This window comes from Paenibacillus sp. Root52, assembly GCF_001426865.1.
GTDB lineage: Bacteria > Bacillota > Bacilli > Paenibacillales > Paenibacillaceae > Paenibacillus.
Genome location: NZ_LMFO01000005.1, coordinates 126,944 through 148,639 on the forward strand (window position 1 = coordinate 126,944; position 21,696 = coordinate 148,639).

General features: G+C 45.4%; 16 protein-coding genes and 1 pseudogene. 15 read left to right on the top strand and 2 right to left on the bottom strand.

All coding sequences use genetic code 11. The features are described from left to right. The first annotated feature begins 290 nt into the window (after positions 1-290). From ASD24_RS08115 to ASD24_RS08170, 12 genes and pseudogenes are all read left to right on the top strand, one after another. Entirely contained in the window at positions 291-1,478 is a 1,188-nt protein-coding gene (locus tag ASD24_RS08115) for an NAD(P)/FAD-dependent oxidoreductase (protein ID WP_056694219.1), read from the top strand. Positions 1,479-1,482: 4 nt separating this feature from the next. Then, positions 1,483-2,370, top strand: coding sequence for an RNA polymerase sigma factor SigJ (gene sigJ, locus ASD24_RS08120; RefSeq protein ID WP_327205233.1), 888 nt, complete (start codon positions 1,483-1,485; stop codon positions 2,368-2,370). Positions 2,371-3,079: 709 nt separating this feature from the next. Then, a complete protein-coding gene (gene htpG / locus ASD24_RS08125; protein WP_056694222.1) occupies positions 3,080-4,960 on the top strand; it encodes a molecular chaperone HtpG in 1,881 nt (626 codons plus the stop codon). Between the two features lie 472 nt (positions 4,961-5,432). Next, entirely contained in the window at positions 5,433-5,975 is a 543-nt protein-coding gene (locus ASD24_RS08130) for a MarR family winged helix-turn-helix transcriptional regulator (protein WP_056694225.1), read from the top strand. Between the two features lie 58 nt (positions 5,976-6,033). Beyond that, positions 6,034-7,500, top strand: coding sequence for an aryl-sulfate sulfotransferase (locus ASD24_RS08135; protein WP_056694228.1), 1,467 nt, complete (start codon positions 6,034-6,036; stop codon positions 7,498-7,500). Between the two features lie 33 nt (positions 7,501-7,533). Then, positions 7,534-8,559: an ABC transporter substrate-binding protein gene (locus tag ASD24_RS08140; RefSeq protein ID WP_056694230.1), complete on the top strand. Its 1,026-nt coding sequence runs from the start codon at positions 7,534-7,536 to the stop codon at positions 8,557-8,559. A 27-nt stretch (positions 8,560-8,586) separates the two neighbouring features. Then, the gene (locus tag ASD24_RS08145; protein ID WP_056694234.1) at positions 8,587-9,363 is read left to right on the top strand and encodes an ABC transporter ATP-binding protein; all 777 of its coding nucleotides are present in this window, start codon (positions 8,587-8,589) and stop codon (positions 9,361-9,363) included. 12 nt (positions 9,364-9,375) lie between these two features. Beyond that, positions 9,376-10,151: pseudogene (locus ASD24_RS08150) on the top strand (ABC transporter permease). A gap of 298 nt (positions 10,152-10,449) precedes the next feature. After that, the gene (locus ASD24_RS08155) at positions 10,450-11,865 is read left to right on the top strand and encodes a deoxyguanosinetriphosphate triphosphohydrolase family protein (RefSeq protein ID WP_056694236.1); all 1,416 of its coding nucleotides are present in this window, start codon (positions 10,450-10,452) and stop codon (positions 11,863-11,865) included. 40 nt (positions 11,866-11,905) lie between these two features. Further along, positions 11,906-12,910 carry an MsnO8 family LLM class oxidoreductase gene (locus ASD24_RS08160; RefSeq protein WP_056694238.1) on the top strand — a complete coding sequence of 335 codons (1,005 nt, stop codon included), beginning with the start codon at positions 11,906-11,908 and terminating at the stop codon, positions 12,908-12,910. Between the two features lie 420 nt (positions 12,911-13,330). After that, a complete protein-coding gene (locus ASD24_RS08165; RefSeq protein ID WP_056694249.1) occupies positions 13,331-15,043 on the top strand; it encodes a methyl-accepting chemotaxis protein in 1,713 nt (570 codons plus the stop codon). Between the two features lie 66 nt (positions 15,044-15,109). Next, positions 15,110-16,096, top strand: coding sequence for a TRM11 family SAM-dependent methyltransferase (locus ASD24_RS08170; protein WP_056694252.1), 987 nt, complete (start codon positions 15,110-15,112; stop codon positions 16,094-16,096). Positions 16,097-16,268: 172 nt separating this feature from the next. Here ASD24_RS08170 and ASD24_RS08175 read toward each other — a convergent pair whose 3' ends face one another. Further along, positions 16,269-17,225, bottom strand: coding sequence for a D-2-hydroxyacid dehydrogenase (locus ASD24_RS08175; RefSeq protein WP_056694254.1), 957 nt, complete (start codon positions 17,223-17,225; stop codon positions 16,269-16,271). A gap of 223 nt (positions 17,226-17,448) precedes the next feature. On the opposite strand from ASD24_RS08175, the gene thpR reads away from it, so the two are divergent. After that, positions 17,449-18,069, top strand: a complete 621-nt coding sequence (gene thpR / locus ASD24_RS08180) for an RNA 2',3'-cyclic phosphodiesterase (RefSeq protein WP_056694256.1) — start codon at positions 17,449-17,451, stop codon at positions 18,067-18,069. A 125-nt stretch (positions 18,070-18,194) separates the two neighbouring features. Further along, positions 18,195-19,052 carry a cell wall hydrolase gene (locus tag ASD24_RS08185; protein WP_056694258.1) on the top strand — a complete coding sequence of 286 codons (858 nt, stop codon included), beginning with the start codon at positions 18,195-18,197 and terminating at the stop codon, positions 19,050-19,052. Between the two features lie 362 nt (positions 19,053-19,414). Here ASD24_RS08185 and ASD24_RS08190 read toward each other — a convergent pair whose 3' ends face one another. After that, complete coding sequence (locus tag ASD24_RS08190) at positions 19,415-20,635, bottom strand: MGDG synthase family glycosyltransferase (RefSeq protein ID WP_056694259.1); 1,221 nt, start codon at positions 20,633-20,635, stop codon at positions 19,415-19,417. Between the two features lie 368 nt (positions 20,636-21,003). Here ASD24_RS08190 and ASD24_RS08195 point away from each other — a divergent pair, with 368 nt between their 5' ends. Beyond that, complete coding sequence (locus ASD24_RS08195) at positions 21,004-21,585, top strand: TetR/AcrR family transcriptional regulator (protein WP_056694262.1); 582 nt, start codon at positions 21,004-21,006, stop codon at positions 21,583-21,585. Positions 21,586-21,696 lie beyond the last annotated feature (111 nt).

Genomic DNA, 21,696 nt, shown 5'->3' on the forward strand with positions numbered 1-21,696 from the left:
CGCGGATTAATATTTGATTAGACAGCCGACTACATAGTCGGCTGTCTGTCCGTTAAATTAACGGGCAACGTATTCTTAATATATAGTGTATTGTAGAGTGTTTTATTGTTTTAGGAAGGAAAACTAAAACTTAATAGCTTATGGAAAAAGGGTTAGATTTTGTTTTACATAGAATTATCACAGCATTTCACAGCATTCAGTTCTTCCCATTTTGTATTTTTTTGAAACCACATGTCACATAAAAAGCCACTACCTCGTTCTATATGCAAACGACAGAAGAGGTGGATATTATGAAAACATTAACGTGCGTTGTCATTGGCGCTGGGTATGCGGGAATTCATGCAGTAAAAGAAATCCGTAAACGGTTTAAGGATCAGGTTAATAAGCATCCGCTCCGACTGGTTCTGATTGACAAGAACGCTTTCCATCTGCGTAAAGTGTTAATGTTTAGACCTGCCGTTACAAATGAAGACATACGGATTCCACTAACCAAGTTGTTCCCGGACGAGGTTGAATTGGTGCAGGCCAGGGTCCTCAATATCAATGCGGTAGAGAAAAAGCTGGTATATGTGAATGATATGGAAGCAGAACATGAGTTGAATTACGATATGCTCGTTGTAACAGTGGGCAGTGTGATTCGGCAGCCCGATCCCGATCAGGGTGGTATTGCACTCACCTCACTGGAAAGTGCGCAAAAGATTCGGAGCGTATGGCTTTCTAATCTTCAACAAGCCGCTTCTGAATCTAATGCAACAGAACGTGAGCGATTAATGCACATTGCAATTGTGGGAGCTGGCATAAGTGGAGTAGAGACTGCTGCAGAGCTAGCTTATTACGCCCGTAAGGATGGGGAACGTCTAGGACTTGACCCGCAAGCCATCCGAATTGAGCTATACAATGCACATGATCGCCTTTTTCTAGACGGCCCTGCCAAAGTTGGCATGAAACTAGAACGACTTCTCCAAGACATTGGTATAAACACGCTGCATAATAAACGGATCATCAAGGAAGAGGATGGGGTAATATGGTTGTCAGACGGTGAAAAGCGGAGTATAGGGCTGTGTATCTGGACGCTTGGACTACTGCCTAATCCGATGATTCAGACGATCGGCTTGCCGGTAATATCTGATGGGCATGTTCGTGTTGATGTCAGCTACAGAGTGGCGGATATGCCTGGAGTCTATAGTATTGGCGACTGCGCCAGAATTGTAGACCCGCTTAATGGGCATGTCGATGGCAAGACGTGCAAGGAAGCGATTCCCCAGGCTGTTCGCCTTGCCAAGATTATGCTGGCAGACCTCGAAGGTCGCCAAGCACCGGTTCATGAGAGCTATATGAATTTGTATAGCATCGGACTAGGTCCGGACAAAGGGTTAACCTGGGTAAACAAATGGGGGATTGATTTTGTCATCACAGGTAAACTAAGTTGGAAAATCAAGGAGTATACATGGGATGCAGCAAGTATGTTGACGACATGATCGGATGAATGAGGTGGCTGAGATGGAGGAACTATACGGTCGGTATAAAAAGTTATTGCTTACACTGGCTTACCAGATGACGGGTACGTGGGCCGATGCGGAAGATGTCGTGCAGGACGTATTTCTTAAAGTATGCGATGTGAATCCGGCTGGTCTGACCGAGGAACCGAAGGCGTATTTGTGTAAAATGGTCGTTAATCGATGCCGAGATTTGTATAAATCGGCTCGCAGGAGACGGGAACGTTATGTAGGAGAGTGGCTCCCTGAACCCATTCCGACTTCAACGGTAGATCCACTTGATTTTATAATGCGTGATGAATTGCTGTCCTATGCCGTCCTGGTAATGCTAGAGAAATTGTCTCCGGCAGAACGCGCGGTGTATGTACTGCGTGAGGCTCTTGGTATTGAGTATGGAGGTATAGCCGAGATCATTGGTAAAAGCGAGATCAATTGCCGAAAGATTTTCAGCCGTGCAAAGGGGAAGATGGGGCTGAGCGAAGGGGAACCAGATATGATCAAGACGGATAGGGAAGCGTGGATCCGCCAATTTATAGCCGCGTTTGAGCAGGACGACGCAGAGCGAGTTATTTCCATGTTAGCGAGCGATGTCGTACTCATATCCGATGGGGGAGGGAAAGCGCTCGCTGCCGTTCGTCCGATTGCAGAACGCGATTCTGTTTTCAAATTTCTGTATGGTATTTTCCATAAATCATTTCAACATGAAGATGGACTACTGTTAGAGGTGAGAGAGATCAACGGCCAGACAGGAGTTGTTATCCGTATGGGAGAGCGTGTCGATACCGTTGCGCTGATTCATATCATAGGACATTCTATTCGCAACATTTACCTTATTCGAAATCCAGATAAACTTCGATTTTTTCATCATATCTGAGGTTCAACTCATACTTCATGCCGTTTCGAAGCATCGTTCGAGGCGGCTTTTGTATTGCCTACCCTATTACGTTAAAATAAGAAGATGCGCTCGATTTCAAGCGTTGTTCAATCATTTTGTTAAAATATCCGCCATCATGTTGACACCCAATTTTCCCATATGTTATATAAAAGGTAGGGTTTAGCACTCTAACGACCTGAGTGCTAATACAAGATGTTTTTTAATACACGACTACATATGGAATGATTTTGTTTTGAATATTAAATTGTTGAATTCGAAGAGAACACGAGTGTGGCTGAATAGAAAATATTCGGTACGTCGTAGCGAGTCTTCCTGAATGTTTTGATCTAGAGAAAGCCTCATAATTTCATTAGGTTCTTGGCTAATAGCCTCAGTAGTGGAGGGTGCGGAATCGATTCTGAAGAAGCGGTAGCGCTCGCCTTTGTCTCCGTATTTTCACCTATTTAATATAATTCACAAAAATTTGGAGACAACAGCGATCGAAAGAACGATCCGTAACCGGAACGGTCACTGGAGGAGAGCCTTCGACGATAGTGATCTTAATGGGTCTTGAATATGCATTAGATTAGTTCAGGGATTAAGCGACAGAAGAATTTTGTTCACGTGATGCTTTATGTGGAGATTCTAATTTTACATTAAATATTTAACTCAATCATTCGATATCCAATTTGAGAGGAGACACCCATTCATGGCTAAGAAAGAATTCCAAGCAGAATCCAAGCGTTTGCTAGATATGATGATCAACTCCATTTACACGCAAAGAGAAATCTTTTTGAGAGAGCTGATCTCTAACTCCAGTGATGCCATTGACAAAATATATTACAAAGCCCTCACCGATGACTCACTTGTATTCAACAAAGAGGACTACTACATTAAACTGACGATCGACAAAGAAAATCGCACGCTCACCCTGACCGATACCGGTATTGGTATGACTCAGGAAGAGCTGGAGAACAACCTCGGAGTTATCGCGAAGAGTGGTTCCCTTGCGTTCAAGAAGGAAAATGAAGCAAAAGATGGACATAACATCATCGGACAATTCGGGGTTGGTTTCTACTCCGCATTTATGGTGGCAGACAAGCTGACCGTGACGAGTAAAACGCTGGGCAGTGATGAAGCATGGAGATGGGAATCCGAAGGTGCGGATGGATATACGATCACGCCAGCAGAGAAGGATTCTGTAGGAACTGAGATCGTTCTGACGATCAAGCAAAATACCGAAGAAGATTCATATGACGAATTCTTGGAAGAGTACCGTCTGAGATCCATCATCAAGAAATACTCTGACTTCATTCGTTACCCAATCAAGATGGATGTGACAGGACAACGTCCGAAGGAAGGTACAGAGAACGAGTTCGAGGAATACCAAGAAGAACAAACCGTTAATAGCATGGTACCGATCTGGCGTAAAAATAAAAGCGAGTTGACCGAAGAAGATTACACGAACTTCTATATGGAGAAGCGCTACGGTTATGACAAACCGCTGAAGCACCTGCACATTAGCGCAGATGGCGCAGTGGTATACAATGCAATCTTGTTTATCCCAGAGAATACACCGTTTGATTACTACACCAAAGAGTATGAAAAAGGTCTTGAGCTCTACTCCAACGGCGTATTGATCATGGACAAGTGCGGCGACTTGCTGCCGGATTATTTCGGTTTTGTTAAAGGTATGGTGGATTCCGAGGATCTATCTCTGAACATCTCCCGTGAGATGCTGCAGCATGACCGTCAACTCAGCCTGATTGCGAAGAACATTAAGAACAAGATCAAGAGCCAACTGCAGAGCTTGCTCAAGGACGAGCGTGAAAATTACGAGAAGTTCTACCAAGCATTTGGACGTCAGTTGAAATATGGCGTATATAGCGACTATGGTGTGAACAAAGATACCTTGCAGGATCTGTTGCTGTTCTCTTCTTCCAAAGAGAAGAAGCTGGTAAGCTTGGATGAGTACGTCTCCAGAATGCCGGAAGATCAGAAGTATATCTACTATGCATCTGGTGAATCAATCGAACGGATTGAGAAGCTGCCACAGATCGAGGGTGTACTCGACAAAGGCTACGAAGTGCTCTACTTCACAGACGATATTGATGAATTTGCGATCAAGATGATCACGAACTATAAGGATAAAGAATTCAAATCCATCTCCAGCGGTGACCTTGGAATCGAAGAAAGTGCGGACGCAGAGGAAACAGAAGCACAGGACAACGATAACAAAGAGTTGTTTGAAGCGATGCAAGCACAGCTCGCAGGCAAAGTAAAAGCGGTTAAAGCTTCGAAACGTCTGAGAAGCCACCCGGTATGTCTGTCCACTGAGGGCGAGCTTACCATTGAGATGGAGAAAATTTTGAAAGCTATGCCTAACAGTGAAAATGTACAAGCGGATAAAGTGCTGGAGATCAACGTTAACCACGATGTCTTCCAATCGTTGAAAGATGCATTTGCACAAGATAAAGAAAAACTGAGCTTGTATACAAGCTTGTTGTATCACCAAGCCTTGCTGATTGAAGGTTTGCCGATTCAAGATCCAGTTGAATTCACAAACGATATCTGCAAAGTGATGGTGTAACTCGACATTTTAACTTTTTTAAAGCGAAAGGCAGGACATTAATGTCCTGTCTTTTTAGTGTGCCAACAGGTACACGTCATAGGGAAAGCTTGCCAATCAAACGATGTCCAAAGTTACTCCGCGGATTAGTTAATCTAAATGATTGGTGTGTGGAAAGAAAGTGAGTTATCAGCCATATAAACATGAGTAGTTGGCGACTCAATTAATCAAGCAGTCTCATACCTAATTTCGATGCAAGTGGAAAGTTGCCTACTCTCTTTTGGAAAACATACTTGACAGGTAGGGATAAGGGGGTTATATTGGTTTCAATAATACTTCACTACTAATTAAATGAACAGTGAAATAATTTTTGAGCTCATTGGATCACCAAAGGCTCCAGTACATCATCCCCGTGGGGAAGGTGTGCCGGAGCCTTTTTTTATTGCCTCCACACGAGGAATGAGGCCGAGTTCATAGAAGGGAAGGCTGCCTAATGGATAAAGAAACATGGGAGCGATTAACGATCGTAGATGACCTATACCGCAAAATGGTACGCAGATTTGTGAAAGAACGGGATCGCGTAAGCGTGGAGGGTGTGACGTTACCTGCCATGCTCATTCTACAAAAGATCATTCGCGATGGTGAGCAGCGACTTGGCGATCTAGCAGAACAGATGGATTTTACCTCGGGTGCAATCACAGCGCTGAGTGACAAGCTGGAAAGCGCCGGGTATACGGTACGCCGCCGTAAGGAGGATGATCGCCGCACGGTATTGTTGGATATTACCGCCAAAGGGCGGGAGATGGTAGCGCGCAACAACAACATCGGTGATCGATGTATTACGCTTCTGTTTCAAGGGTTCACGGTAGAGGAGCTGGAACAGCAGAGCCGTTTCTATGAACGGATATTTGCCAATCTGGAGGGATTCTCCGAAACATTGCTGGGGCTGGCAGAACAGAATGCGGAGGCTCCATCACTTGTGGATCAGGAACAGAAGCCCGCACGAAACAGTGAGAAAAATTATTTGAGTTATTAATTAGCGAGTTTTCAGACACGACCTAGTTCTATAAACCACTACTAAGGAGCGGATTACGATGGGACACTCAACAATTTACCCGACAGGTGCAACGGTATTTCAACCAGAAAAAGCATGGAGTGGGTATACGATCTTTCAGGCAGGGGATGAAGGTGTTGTTCTGATCGACATGAACGGCAGAGAAGTGCGTCTGTGGAAAGGATTGATCGGTTTTCCGGCCAAATTATTCCCGGGTGGCTACGTACTTGGAAGCACTGGACGCAGAGATCCCAAGTTTGGTATTCAGGATAATCTCGATTTGGTTCAGGTGGATTGGGACGGTAACATCGTCTGGAGATACGACGGATATGAACACATTGAGGATCCTGGTTATGAGCCGCTCTGGTATGCAAGACAGCATCATGACTATCAGCGGGAAGGTAATCCAGTGGGGTATTATGCACCAGGTTTGGTACCGAAGATCGGTAGTGGTACCACACTCATTCTGTCTCACAAAAACGTAAATAATCCGAACATATCAGATAAGCCATTGCTAGATGATACGATCCTCGAAGTGGATTGGCAGGGCAATATCATATGGGAATGGGCGGCAAACGAGCATTTCGAGGAACTAGGCTTCGACGAAGCGGCACGCAATGTGTTATTCCGTGATCCCAACTCTCGATCCTTTGGTCATCTGGGAGGGGGCGTGGGAGACTGGCTGCATATCAACTCTGCTTCGTATGTCGGCCCAAACCGCTTTTATGATGCTGGGGACGAACGTTTCCATCCGGATAATATTATCTGGGATGCACGCGAAGCTAATATTATTGCAATTACTGACAAACGCACAGGTAACATCGTCTGGCAGCTCGGGCCAGATTACTCCCGACCAGAAGTGAAGCATATTGGATGGATTATCGGTCAGCACCATGCCCACATTATCCCGAAGGGGCTGCCGGGTGAAGGTAACCTGCTGGTGTTCGACAACGGCGGATGGGCTGGATATGGTCTGCCGAACCCGGCTTCTCCGATTGGGCTGAAATCAGCGGTACGTGATCATTCCCGGGTACTAGAGATTGATCCGGTCACGTTAGAGATCATCTGGCAGTATACACCAGCAGAAGCAGGCTTTTCGGTACCAACGGATTCATACAAATTCTATAGTCCATATATCAGCTCTGCTCAACGGCTTGCGAACGGTAATACACTTATCACGGAAGGTTCGAACGGACGTCTGTTCGAGGTAACGCGTGAGCATGAACTAGTTTGGGAATACATCTCGCCGTATTGGAATGGTCGTAATACCAACATGGTGTACCGTTCTTACCGTGTTCCTTATAGCTGGGTGCCTCAGTTAGACAGACCGGAAGAAACGGCGATTGAGCCGATCAGTGTCGAGAACTATCGTGTCCCAGGAGCTGCTTCAAAAGGGGCTGAATCGGTCGTGAGTGTTATAGCAACACTGCCATTCGTCGAAGAAGCCGCCTGCGTGACGACCTCACATGATTTGAAATCCGATAAAGGCGAGCATACGAATGAATAGCATAAACATTAATTATACGCAGGGGTGATTACCGTGAAAAGATCATTGATCCATTCATCCATAATACTTTTGGTTACGACTATGCTTATACTTTCCGGTTGTGCATCGGGAGAAGAGGGCGGGGCGCAGACCGGAAATGTTAGTGCCGAAGGGAAAAAAGTGAAAATCAGGATTGCGGATACGGCAAGCAATCCGACGTTTCGTGTCGGTATCGAGAAAGGATTCTTTGCGGAACAGGGTATTGACGCTGAGAGTATGATTTTCGGTACGCCTGCCGAAGGTGTGAACGCCTTGTTCATTAATCAGATCGATATTGCCTATGGTGCGGACTTCCCTGTATTAAACGCTCTCTCCAAAGGTGACTATTCCGTCATCGCTTCGGCCGGGCAAGCAACGGATTATGCGGCTGCGTCTTGGAAATTGTACGTGAGTAACGACATTCAAGCCGCTGCCGATCTAAAAGGAAAAAAAGTGAGCTTTTTGAGAGGGACCTTCATTCCCTATTTATGGGATGAGTATCTGAAGGAGAACGGAGTGGCACTGCAGGATGTAACGCAGGTGGGTCAGGGTTCTTTTGACGAGACATATATCGCACTGAAGCAAGGTGATCTAGATGCTGCCTGGGTTGTTGGCTCAGCATTGACCGACAAATTCGATGCGCTGGACAACGTGCATCAGCTATCGGATATGTCGAAAACCTCAGTGCGACTTGGCATGGGACTTGTTGCGAGTGATGCGTTCATTTCAGAGAATCCTGAAATAATTGGCGGGTTCCTGAAGGCACTCAATCAAGCTTCAGAGTATGCGCAGACTCACCCAGAAGAAGTGGCTGACTTGCAGTACAAGTTAACGAAGCAGCCAAAAGAAGCGACTCTGAAGGATATCCCGATCAACCCTTGGGTTGTTGGTTTCACTCAAGCGGCCTTTGATAGCCTTGCCAAGCAAAAGCAATATATGGTCGATAATGGAATTATTCAGCAGGATTTTGATCTTGCAAGTAAATTGAAGTTGGAGCCGTTAAGCAAGGTGCTACCGGATCAGGTCACTTTTGATAAGTAGATACATGAGTACAGAGGAGGGTCTTGCATGTCAACACCTGCAACGATATCGGCTATTGAGATCGAACAGCTTCGTAAAAGCTATAACGATGTGACGGCTGGAGATGTTCATTACATTATCAAAGACGTGAATTTGGTCATTAGGGGAGGAGAATTCTTTGTCCTGCTGGGGCCAAGCGGATGCGGCAAATCAACGTTGCTTAACATGGTAGCAGGTTTTATTTCCAAATCAAGCGGACAATTGAAAGTCAATGCGAGTGAAATCGTGAAACCGGGTAAAGACCGAGCTATGGTGTTTCAACAGGCAGATTCTTCACTGTTTCCATGGTTAACAGTGAGGCAGAATGTGGAGTTCGGACTGCGTATGGCACATGTACCTAAGGCTGATCGGAAGGCGATCTCAGATCGGTTTATCGCGATGGTTGGTTTGAATGGTCACGAATCCAAATTCCCGAAGGAACTTTCGGGCGGCATGAAGCAACGTGTTCAGCTTGCACGGGTCCTTGCCAACGATCCGGCCATCCTGTTAATGGATGAACCATTTGGAGCGCTCGACGCGATGACACGCAGGACGATGCAGAAGGAACTGGTCAATATCTGGCGTGAGACGAACAAAACGGTTATTTTTGTGACCCATGACATTCAGGAAGCGTTGCTGCTTGGTGAGCGAATTGGCATCATGTCAGTGGGGCCGTCCTCCAACATTACGGACATTTATGACGTACATTTGCCTTACCCGCGCAATATCGCCTCCGAGGAACTAGGAGCCCTGTACGAGAAGATTGGCAGCCATTTTGAGAAATAGGGAGTGGACGTTATGAAATGGTTGGAACGTAAATGGATTACTGTTCCAATATTATGGTTAGTTGTTATCGGTATCTGGCAGATAGGTGCGTTGATCTACGGATCGGATGTTGTTCCAGGGCCATGGGCGACCTTGCTGGGAGCCAAGGAGTTGATTGCTGATGGCACATTGGTGCAGTATATTGGCATCAGCTTTCAGCGTGTGCTCATTGGATGGGTACTCGGCAGCCTGATTGCTATTCCGATTGGTCTGTTGATCGGTCAGGTACATATCATCCGTGTGTTTGCAGAGCCGTTCCTGAATTTTATCCGCTTTATTCCACCGATCGCGTTCATTACGTTGTTTCTGGTCTGGTTCGGAATCGGAGAACAGTCGAAGATAGCCCTGATTATGTACGCGACCTTTTTTATTGTAATTCTTAATACGTTAACTGGTGTGCTTGCAGTGGAAGAAGATAAAATACGTTCAGCCCGCAGTATGGGAGCAAGCGAGTGGCAGATATTGCTGTACGTGGTTGTGCCAGCAACGACGCCGTACATTTTTACCGGAGTAAGGCTGGCTATGGGACATCTTACATGGCAATCATCGGAGCAGAAATGATAGCTTCTAATGAAGGTGTCGGTTACTTAATCTGGAATTCGCGCTTATTCTTTCGCACAGACTGGATATTTGTCGGCTTAATCTGCCTAGGGTTCATGGGATTTACTACCGACAGAGTATTCAACTGGTTTGGGCGCAAGGTGTTAGGCAGATACGGTATATCTAATGCACCAGCGTGGAAAAGGTAAACTGGGAAGATCGGTATGAATGAACACATGAGCGATTCGCAAACGTAACATTTTGCGAGGTCGCTTTTTTCATTTCTATGGACTCTTCTATGGACTCTATTTGGAGGAGAATGTTCCAGTGTATATGTTGAGAGGTTGCACGAACGATCATTGGTCAGGGTATAATGAGATAAAGAGGACTGACCATAACAAGTTGATGTGAGAAGATATAACAATGACAGATAGGTTTTGCTTTTCGAAACCGCTGATTATGTGTATAATCACTCAAAATAGAGACAGTCGGCTAGGAGTGATCAAGATGCAATGGAACGATCTGAGAGAACATAGACAATATCCTGAACTGACGAAGATGGATGGGGCTCGCGCAGCCTATGAACGGGATTATTCGAGACTAATCCACTCACCAACTTTCCGTCGGTTGCAAGGCAAATCCCAGGTGTTTGGGGCAGGAACAGGCGACTATTATCGTACTCGTTTAACTCATTCACTAGAGGTAGCGCAGATTGCACGAGAGGCAGCGAGAAGTCTGCTTCGTCGTTTTCCCGAGGTGGATTGGAATCAGGCAGATAATGCTGGGCTTATTATCGATTCAGAAGTGGTGGAATGTGCAGCGATTGCGCATGATTTTGGCCATCCACCGTTTGGACATAAAGGGGAAGAAGTATTAGATGGTATTCTGGATGATCTCATCAACACCGAGTTGAAGAAGATTATGAAGAAGAGTCGCAGTGCGCAGACACCTAGACCAGAAGCGGAAGTACGTGCTGAACTGAAGCGTAAATATGAACATTTTGAAGGCAATGCGCATAACTTCCGTCTCATCATGTATCTGGAGAAACGGGAGGATATCGACGGACTTAATCTGTCTGATGCAGTACTGCTGGGGATTAATAAATACCCTTATCCGGGGACGGAGAGCAAGAAGGGCATGTACCACCACGAGTGGCAGTATATTCGCGAGATTCGTGATCGTTGGAACATCCCGGCGGGCAAGAAGACGCTTGAAGCGCAGCTAATGGATCTGTGTGACGATATTGCCTACTCCGCGCATGATCTAGAGGATGGTATCAAAGCAGGCAAAATTGAAGTGCATGAGCATTTCCTGCAAGACCCTCATATCAATCGACTTATCGTAGATAAAATTACGACGCTTGAGGACCTGTTCTGGAACGGTTGGACGCGCGAAGCTATTGGGCAAAAGGTAGAAGAGGTACTTGCTTCATTTCTGCGTGTATGGAATGAGAAAATGCCATTCTGCGAGCATGATTACTCACGGACTCGCCGTGAGGTCAAGGCGTACTGGGTAAGTTTGTTTGTAGGCAGTCTAGGCGTAATTGACGACGGGAACTGGAAGAAGGTTACGTTTGTTCGAGAAGGAGAGGAAGATCTCGATATGCTGCGCACGGTGAGTGTGCTGAAAAGCTTCGCTTGGGTGACCATGATTCGTGACCTGCGTGTGCAACGGTTGCAAAAGCGTAGTGAATGGATGATTAAACGCCTATGGGATGCATTTCTAGATCCAGAGACATCCAAATCGATTATCCCGTCGGACTGGCTGCAACGGTATGAGAAGGATCAGGCGAAGTCGAATCCGATCTGGACTTGGGAGCATATGGTGATTGATTATATTGCTGGCATGACGGATGCTTTTGCCGAGAAAATCTATAACGAACTGTATGGCTTAAAGGTTGGCTCCATTTACGATCTCGACTAGAGATACAGGTTGTTCCATAAAAGTATACACGGACAGGGAGATGAGACGCTTGGATATTCGGACAAATCCTCCAACCCATCTGGGCGTGCTTGACTTAGTTCCAAGGCTTGGCGGCGTGTCAGCAGAGCAGGCATTACAGCAAGCGGTAACGCTCGCTCAACATGCCGAAGAATGGGGATATTTACGATACTGGACTTCAGAACATCATGATATGGAAGAACTCGCTTCGGCATCTCCAGAGGTGCTTCTTGCTCATATCGGAGCGAGAACCTCCTCGATTCGGCTAGGATCGGGTGCAGTGCTTCTGCCGCATTACAGCGCACTTAAGGTAGCTGAGTCGTTCCGCTTACTTGCATCACTCTATCCTGGGCGGATTGAATTGGGTCTGGGAAGGGCGCCTGGTGGTGGGCCTCATGCTACGATGGCGCTGAGTGGTAACTATCTACAGCATGTATCCAAACTGCCTGATAAGCTGGAAGCACTCACTGCACTCCTTGAGGATCGGTACACCTATGAGGAGCATGAGGTACAAGCACGACCTATTCCAGAACATCCATTATCGGTATGGATGCTCGGCACGAATGTGAAGAGTGCTGAGTTTGCTGCCCGTTTTGGTATGGGATATGTATTTGGCCAATTCATGAGTGAGGCGGATGGAACGGAGGCTGTGCGGCGATACCGGGAAGGTTTTGTTCCTAGTGCGCATCGAACCGAGCCGGAAGTGATGGTGGCTTTGAGTGTGCTATGTGCGGGGGATGAGGAGCAAGCGCGAAGCTGGAGTCGTCAGATGGAAGAGCGGCGCAGAGCGAGAACGACTGGTGATCCTTCACAGAGTAACGGTGATGAGAGTACTTCTAATGCAGATGGGGAGTCATCAGATCGGCATATTGCCGGAACACCCGAGCAGGTGTGGAAGCAGATGCACCAAGTCAGCGCACGGTTGGGTACGAATCAATTGCTAATCGTGACGGCAGGCCCTGATTTTGAACGAAGACTTGAATCTTACGAACTTCTCGCCGAATATCAGAGAAGGCTCAACCTATAGGAGAGCCAGGGAAAGCTGGCACAGTGAGCCTAAAACAGCCTTGGGATATAGCGTGATTTATAATTTTTTTTAAACTATTTCGTCTTACAATAGATAGGAAGAGCTGCAGTTCACGAATGTTGGTGTGCTGCAGTTTTTTTATGATTTTATAGGTAGAAAGGTTTGGAAATTAGGCTTATACTTCATGAAGATGAAAATATGTCACAGATCCTATGCGGCATTCACAAGATTTTACAAAACAAAGTATCTTAATAACAAAAGAATGTTATAATACTTTACGTCTGTTTTGTCACAGATATAATATAGAAAAGGATATTTTGCAAGATGCCAAAAGAAGGTTGATTAGCAGACAAAAGTCCTAAAAATTCATTATTTTGAACAAGCACTAATAAGCCAAATCCGGCATGAGGGGGAAATCGTATGTTCAGCAGATTCAAGATCAAGAGTATTGGTCTGCGTATCAGCATCGCGTTCTATCTGTTAATCCTCTGTTTAATTCTTCTCAGCGTGACCATCATCACCCGAATGAATTCGATGGAAGCCAACACAAACGAAATAACGGGTAACTGGATGCCCTCCATTCAGCAGATTAATCGAATTAATTATACGACAGAGCATATTTTGTCGCTGAGCTACCGTCATTTCGATGCACAGGCAGTAGACAAGACGGGACTAGCGGAAGAGCGTACTCAGTATATTCGTGAAACGGCTCAGGCTATAAAGATATATGATCAGCAGCAAAAAGCTCCAGAGGAGAAAGAACATTGGGATACCTTCAAATCCAAGTGGGAAGCCTATCTCAAAATCAATACCCAATCTATCAAGCTCAGCGATGAAGGGCAAGAGCAGCTCGCGAAGGAAGTATCGGAGAAGGGTGCCGATTCGTTTGATGCTATGCAGGTTGATCTAGATTACCTGGTGGAATACAACCAAAATCAATCCGACTTATCTGCGGCTCAAACTATTCGTTCCGTGCAGGATGGTCGTATGATTATCATTATTGGTGTTCTGATCATGATCGTGATTACAGTGATCACCATTCCGATTATCCGTTCCCAGGTCGTTAAACCGCTGCTTCGCGTGATTAGTGCCGTGAAGTTGATTGCCGAAGGGCAATTGAATGTTCAGGACATACATACGAAACATCAGGATGAAGTCGGCGTTCTGGCTAAGGCAGTCAATGACATGAAAGGTAACCTGACTTCAATGGTGCTGAATGTAAGACGTGTTGCAGAGGCGGTGAACCGTCAGAGCAGTGAACTAGCGATTTCCTCGGAAGAGGTTAAGATCGGTAGTAGTCAAATTGCACTCACCATGGAAGAGTCAGCGAAGGCGGCTGAGAGTCAAGCGGAAACGGCAGTACAGTCTGCACGTACGGTTGAGGAATTGAATGAGCACATTCAGCAGCACACAGAACAAGGGAAACAGCTGCGTATCATGTCGGATCTTGTGTTAGAACAAGGACTGAATGGACGCAAGGCGATGGAACAGTCAGTTCAACAAATGAAGCAAATTGCAAGTTCTGTCTCGATCTCAATGGATAAAATGGAACAGTTGGATCGCAAGAATGAGGATATTACGAAGCTCGTACAAGTGATCCATGATATCGCACGTCAGACGAACCTGCTCGCATTGAATGCCTCGATAGAGGCAGCCCGTGCCGGAGAGAGTGGCAGAGGATTTGCGGTCGTAGCCGCTGAGGTTCGCAAATTATCAGAGGCTGTACAGACGTCGGTAGAAGAGATTACAACGATTACCCAAGATATTCAGCAGGACTCCCAAGGAGTTGTCTCAGAATTGAGGACTGGCGTTCAAGAGACGGAACGTGGACAGGAGCAAGTCCTGCAAACGGGAAGTGTGTTTAAGAATATCAATGAGTCGGTTGAGGGAATGGTTCAGGTAATTGGTACGATGACGGATGGGCTTGAAGGCATGCAGGAAGCAAGTGGACGCATGAATGATTTCAGTCAACAGATCTCGGCTGTATCGGAACAATCTGCGGCGAGTGTCGAGGAAGTATCGGCATCAGCAGAAGAGCAAGTTAGCTCGATGGAAACGATTAGTGGCAGTATTCAGAATCTGAAGGAGTTGTCCGATGACCTGCTTGCTTCCATTGAGAAATTAAAAATATAGACCTTCTTCTAGGTATGAATAAGTGGGATTGTTGAACTCGCATTTATAATAGAAGAAACATGAAGGATGGCTACTGTTTTGAACGAATCCAATCGTAAATTTTCCGCAAAAGGAAGTTATCTGTACACCTTTGCTTGCCACGAGAATGAACGTGAGTTATGTATGCTTGAACTGGAAGTTCTGCTGCGTCACGCTTCAGAAATTCATTCGATCTCTGGGGCATATGTCAGATCGGCAATCAACATTCCACCTGGAAGAAGTCCGTTTATTCGTGGCAGGTTAGAAGTGAGTGCTGAGGTAGACTCGATTAGTGAGCTACTGCCATTCGCTTCGGAGATGGAGCTGCTGCCGGAGGAGACATTCAAGGTCGTTTGTCTGAAAGAAGGAGACGACACACTGGACTACGAATCTGCTCGCAAGCTGGAGAGACAAGTCGGGATGTGCATTCAGGGTAAAGCACAGATGAAGGAACCGAAAGTGACTTTCGGCCTAATCCATGCTGGTGGAAAATGGATCTTGGGGCGGTGGACAGAAGCGGATCGTTCCTGGCAGAATCGCCGTAACAAACCGCAAAATTATTCAACTGGATTTGGTGTAACTCTGGCTAGATCACTTGTAAATATTGCGGTTCCAGAGATTCAGGGTCATCGATTGCTTGATCCATGCTGCGGAATGGGAACGGTTGTTATTGAGGCAATGTCCATGGGGATCGAGGCCAGAGGCAATGATCTGAATCCTCTCGCAGTGCAAGGTGCACGTGTTAATCTTCCGGCTTACGGATATGACGCGGCATGTATAACTTTAGGTGACATGAATGATTTGCAAGGTAAGTATGATGCAGCCGTTTTGGACATGCCCTATAATCTATGCTCTGTTCTTCCGGATGATGAGCAACGAGCGATGCTCACAAGTTTACGGCGATTGACTGGACGAGCAGTAGTCGTCTCTACCGAATGGGTGGAGAACCACTTATTATCTGCAGGCTGGAAGGTGACAAACTACTGCAAGGTGAGTAAAGGTACGTTTATACGACATATCTGGTTATGCACATAAGCTCGGGTGCAACTGGAAACTATTTCAGTTGCTGATATTAAATTTTTTTAAAGATAATGTAAAATAAAGTAAAATAATAGAAAATGAAAACCTCCAATCCTGGAAAAGTATGTATTCCGGAGTGGAGGTTTTCTGTTATTTGTACAATTATGCATAGAAATGATTGGATGATTTAATACTGATGATCATAATCTACTGGATTACGAGGGAGTGATTTGCCAGCAAGGTAGGCCTCTAAATTTTCTAAGAAAATATCGAGTGCGCGATCCTTATATGCTTCTGTGCTCCCCGCAATATGCGGTGTAATTAATACATTGTCCATTCCCCACAGAGGGTGTTCTGAAGGGAGAGGTTCCTCCTCAAATACATCCAGACCGGCAAAGGCGAGATGTCCGCTATTTAGAGCATCTAGAAGCGCATCGGTTTTCACACTAGGACCTCGTCCCACATTGATGAAGCAGGCACCTGGTTTAAATTGTGCGAAGGCAGTCTCGTCATAGAGATGCTTCGTCTCATCCGTCAGTGGCAGGATGTTAATGACATAGTCACCTTGCCCGAGGGCTTCGTGTAAACCGGACATGTCATACATACGATCAACATTAGGGACATCCTTACCGGAGCGACGTACACCAATGACGTTCATGCCTAGCGCTTTGAGGATTCGAGCGGTTTCACTGCCGATCTCTCCTACGCCAGCGATGACAGCTGTTTTTCCGTGTAATTCAGGCAGAGGCTGATCAGGTGCTTTCCACTCACGTTGCTGTTGGTGTAGCATTGCTTGTCTTAACCAGCGGCTGTGAGATAGCATCATGCCCAAAATAATTTCCGTAATTGGAATGGAGTGAACTCCATTTGCACTGGTTACTTGAATTTGCTGTTGTTCCAGATCAGAGAATGGCAGGTTATCCACACCGGCAGACCAGACCTGAACCCACTTCAAGGATCCTTGTTTCTTGAGTACATGTTCTGTAATGAGAGGAGACCAGCCAAGAATGATTTCAGCTTCTTGTAGCTCTGCCCTGTTCATGTCTTTGGCTTTGCCAACGTTCAAGGTATAACCAGGTGCAGCGTCCAAAATTCGTTGTTGCTGTTCCTCTGACAGTGCTGGAAAACATACAATTTTACCCATGATATGTAGCCTCCTAAGTTTTATTCACTTGTAATATCAAGTGTAGCAGATTTGAAGTTGATGTGCAGAAAGGGCAAGTGGGTAGGTGGCTACCTCTAAGGCATTCTGGCATCGAAATCGTCAGTGCAACATTTTTTAGTTGGATATATATATTTATTTACCCAACTTGAAACAATAGGTATGACTGTGAAATAATAAAACGAACTTTAGAGGGGTGTATCCGATGAACTATCGTAACCATAATGATTCGCAGGTTAATCATCATTCGCAACAAGAAAGGCTGTTTACAGCCATTCGCCTTCCTGATCCCATTCAGGAAACGTTGCAAATGGATGCAAGGCTTGCGCAGAGTAAACTCGATTTTCGCAAGTGGACTCACCACAAAGATTATCATATCACTTTGCAATTTCTGGGAGATACACTTGTAAGTGACATGGGCCATCTTCGGAAGGCACTTCGTGAAGTCAGTGCAGAAGTTCAATCCTTTTCGTTGCAGATTACCGATTGGGGTACATTCGGACTGGAGCAGACACCAAAAGTGCTGTGGAAAGGTGTTAGCGGAGAGATGGATCGTTTGAATCTGTTGCAGAAGAGAATAGTAGAAGCGACATCAGAGCTGGGATATAAAGCGGAGTTGAGACCCTATCGACCTCATATTACAATCGCTAGAAAGTTCCTGGGAGCTGTCCCTGGAAATGAAAATAAAGGAATAATTGAGGTGCTTCCAGAACATTCTACTGGAACACTTTCATGGAATGTGGAGGATTTTGTACTTTATGTGACGAGGCTTGGACGTAGCCCGATGTATGAGATTGTGGAGACGTTTTCTTTTTCCGGAAAATGATCTATATCCCATATAATCACATTGACATTACGTTGTTCCCTATGTAATATTAGCCAACGTTATTCAAATTCTTTTTTTTGGGTTACTTAGATTAGGGAATTGTTGCGACTAGGAGGAATCTTCGAATGGATATTATAAGCAAGAATCGTTGGGTAGCACCGATGTTATCTGTGCTGCTTGTGTGTATAGTGGGGGTTAATGTAGTCCAGGCGACTGGGAAGTGGAATGAGGATGGTGATAGTAAGCAGATGACTGAGCTCGCAGCGTCTGTGAACAATGGGGCAGTTTCTTCAAACGAGGATAGGCGAATGCTGCAAGATGGGACAAGTCTGTCTAACGATACGTCTGCTTCGAGTGCAGACTGGATTAATACGCTTCCGGCCAAAAATTGGCTTGTTTCTGCTCAGGAAGAGCAAGAACTAGCAGAGGCTAGAGCCAAAAATAAGGCAAGAGCAGCGGCGGCAGATCAAGCTAAGAAAGAAGCAGCAGTGAAATTGGCGAAGATCGAGAAAGCCAAAGCAGCAGCTGCACTTACAACTCCCCCCAAAAAACTTTACTTTACGCGGACCAAACTTCTGAACCAGGCGGACTCGAAGCTCGCTACCTGGTCATACAGTGTGTCTGATAAAGATGTGCTTCTGCTGCAAAAAATTGTCATGGCAGAGGCGGAAGGTGAACCGTACGAAGGCAAAGTGGCAGTTGCTAATGTTGTCTTAAACCGGCTGCGGTCAGCCAATTTTCCCGACTCCATTTACAAAGTGATTTATCAGAAATCTCAGTTTAGTCCTGTAGCTAACGGACGTTTGAAACGCGTTGTTCCAAATGAGGACAGCATTAAGGCCGTGAATGCAGCATTGAACGGGAAGAAGGAAGTAGCCGATGATACGTATTATTTCTTATCATTGACGCTTGCGGATGATCTGACAGTGGCTCGTTCACAGAAAAAGGTAAAAACAATCGGTCATCATACATTTTACAAGTAAAACAAGCTGGATATGTTAAGAAATCAAAGGTCGGTTCAAAAGAGTACTAATTGTGCCAATAATTCTGCAAACAGGCAGGCTAGTTAACTATGTGAGCTTCACTGGTGACCAAAATTAGCCGGATTGTGCAGGTTTATTTCGTGGTTTTCGAAAGATCATTACTTTTAAATTACCCTTTTATATGGAAAATCATACGATAAAATTATCGAAATAAAAAAAGGTTCCTTCCAACTTGTGGAGGGAACCTTTTTTGCATGATGTGATTCGAGAGAAATAGGCTTCATGAGGTCAAATGACATCATATAACTCGTCTTATCCTCAGTACGACCCTCGTAGAACGAATCTAAAGGGGTCTAGAGGGCTTAGAACGGGATTCTGGTACCTGACAGCGGCGTGGCAGTAATCCCGGCTGTAAAACGCTCTTTAGGAGCGTTTGTAAGTTCCGTAGTCGTCGGAAATAATAAGTCGTGGACAGCCTGTGCGCAGCATGTAGGATCGTAAGTCGATTTGGACTTGGTAAGTTTAGCCGTATTTGGCTGTTCCTCGGCCGATGTCTGAGCAGAATGCTGATCACATAATTCCCCAAATCGTTTCGAAATGACCTCTGCTGAATGAATGACCTGCCCATATCCGGCTTGTACGAAGTATTCACAATTTTCTTCCTCTTGCCCCGGAAGCGGAGGAACAAACAGCATAGGCAATCCTTTCGCCAGTGCCTCCGTACATGTCATGCCACCAGGCTTCGTGATTAGCACATCGGATACATCCATCAGCTTGCTGACTTCACGGGTGTACCCATAGATCCGAATGTTAGGATGCTGGAAGCAAGGCATTTCTTTCATTTTGGCTATCATCTTTTCATTGCTTCCAAGACAGAAGAGGAGCTGCACACGGTCTGCCCAGGAGGTTAATGCCTTCATATGTTCTTCGTCAAAAGAAAGTCCCCAGCCTCCACCCATCAGCAAAGCTGTTGGCATATCTTTAAGCCCAGACTCCTGTCTTAACGTGGCTTTGTCTCCTGCCTCCCAGAAGTCGGGATGAACGGGAATGCCTGTAATTTGAATACGGGACGGTTCGACCCCTCTAATCTCTAGCAATGCTTTTACTTGTGGAGTAGAGACCAGATATTTGTTTACCTCTGGATTGATCCACGTCCCATGGACATCGTAATCGGTAACCACGGTATATAAAGGAACATCAAGTCCTTGGCGCTTAAGCCTAGAAATAACCGCATTCGGAAATGGGTGGGTACAGATTACGGCATCTGGCTTCAATTGAGCCACGACCTGTGCCGTTTGCGTATAGAAAATACGGTGTAGCGCTAATTTCGTAAAACCGTTCAGTGATTTGTTATATTGCGTGCGGTATAACAAACTGACTAGTTTGGGCTGCACGGACAATGTTTTGCGGTATGCAGAGAAAATTAACGGGGCTACCGTTGGATTCAAAAATTTACCGAGCTCAATCACTCGACTGTGGATATGCGGGCTTACTTTCTTGATTCCGCTTGCCAGTGCATGGGCGGCTTGGGTGTGACCGGTGCCGAAACCTTCTGATAATAAGAGCACTCTTGGTTTTCGCATGAGTTCACCTTTATTCATAAATTTAAATTCAAATCAGTTGTAAGTGGATTTTGCCGGAACGTTGCGATACTACAAGAATATACAACGAGGCGGAAAATCATGTTTTTTTATTCGTTAGATAATTACACAAGATTAAGAGTTCTGAGACATATAACTTCCGATTCATTCACGTTGATGGATCATCATACACTATAGACGACGCTCCACGTAGTTTCCACTGCATTTCGGTTAAAAAATATTAACACAATTTTTTATATTTAAGGTTGCAATCGTTTTTCAAAGGTGGTATTGTAATTTTTGACCGAATGACCGAAATGTATTTTTGGTCACTTCCTAAAGGACGATCATGGAATAAAGGAGGAGATATGATGGCTCCGATTGACCGGAGACAGCAAGTGATACAAGCGGCAGCGCAATCGTTCGCCATGTTCGGATATAAGGCGACCACGATGGATCAGGTAGCCAAAATTGCGAATGTTGGCAAAGGAACGATTTACACGTTTTTTACGAATAAGGAGCAGTTGTTTGATCAGATTTTGGTGGACGTCATCCAGGAAATGAAGAACATTGCTCATCGTGAAGTTCATCAGGAAAGTGCGTTTTTTGAGAATCTGTTCCGCGTCCTGGACTCATTGTTGGAATTCAGACGGGATCACGATCTGTTGGTGAAACTTGCTCAAGAGCTAAAGGATTTCGGTACACTTCAGGCCAAAGAAGGTCTGGATAAAGTGGAAAAGGTCATTTCGGACTTTCTGACACGTGAGTTAGAGAAGGCCAAGGCATCGGACGAAATTCGCGATTGCGATCCACAGGTTGTGTCATTTATGATGATTCGATTATACATTGCCCTGACGTCGGATTGGAATAAGCAACATGAGCCACTTAGCAAGGAACAGATCAAAAGCTACTTTCGCCTTTTCTTAATGGAAGGAATTGCTGTTGTTACTTAAATGGTACGACGGTGAGGCTTGTCGGAAGACAGGTTGTTTTTTTGCCCTAAATTGACCGTTTGAGGAAAATGGTCATACGTTATTTCAGAAATTTACTTTTTCACATCAAAT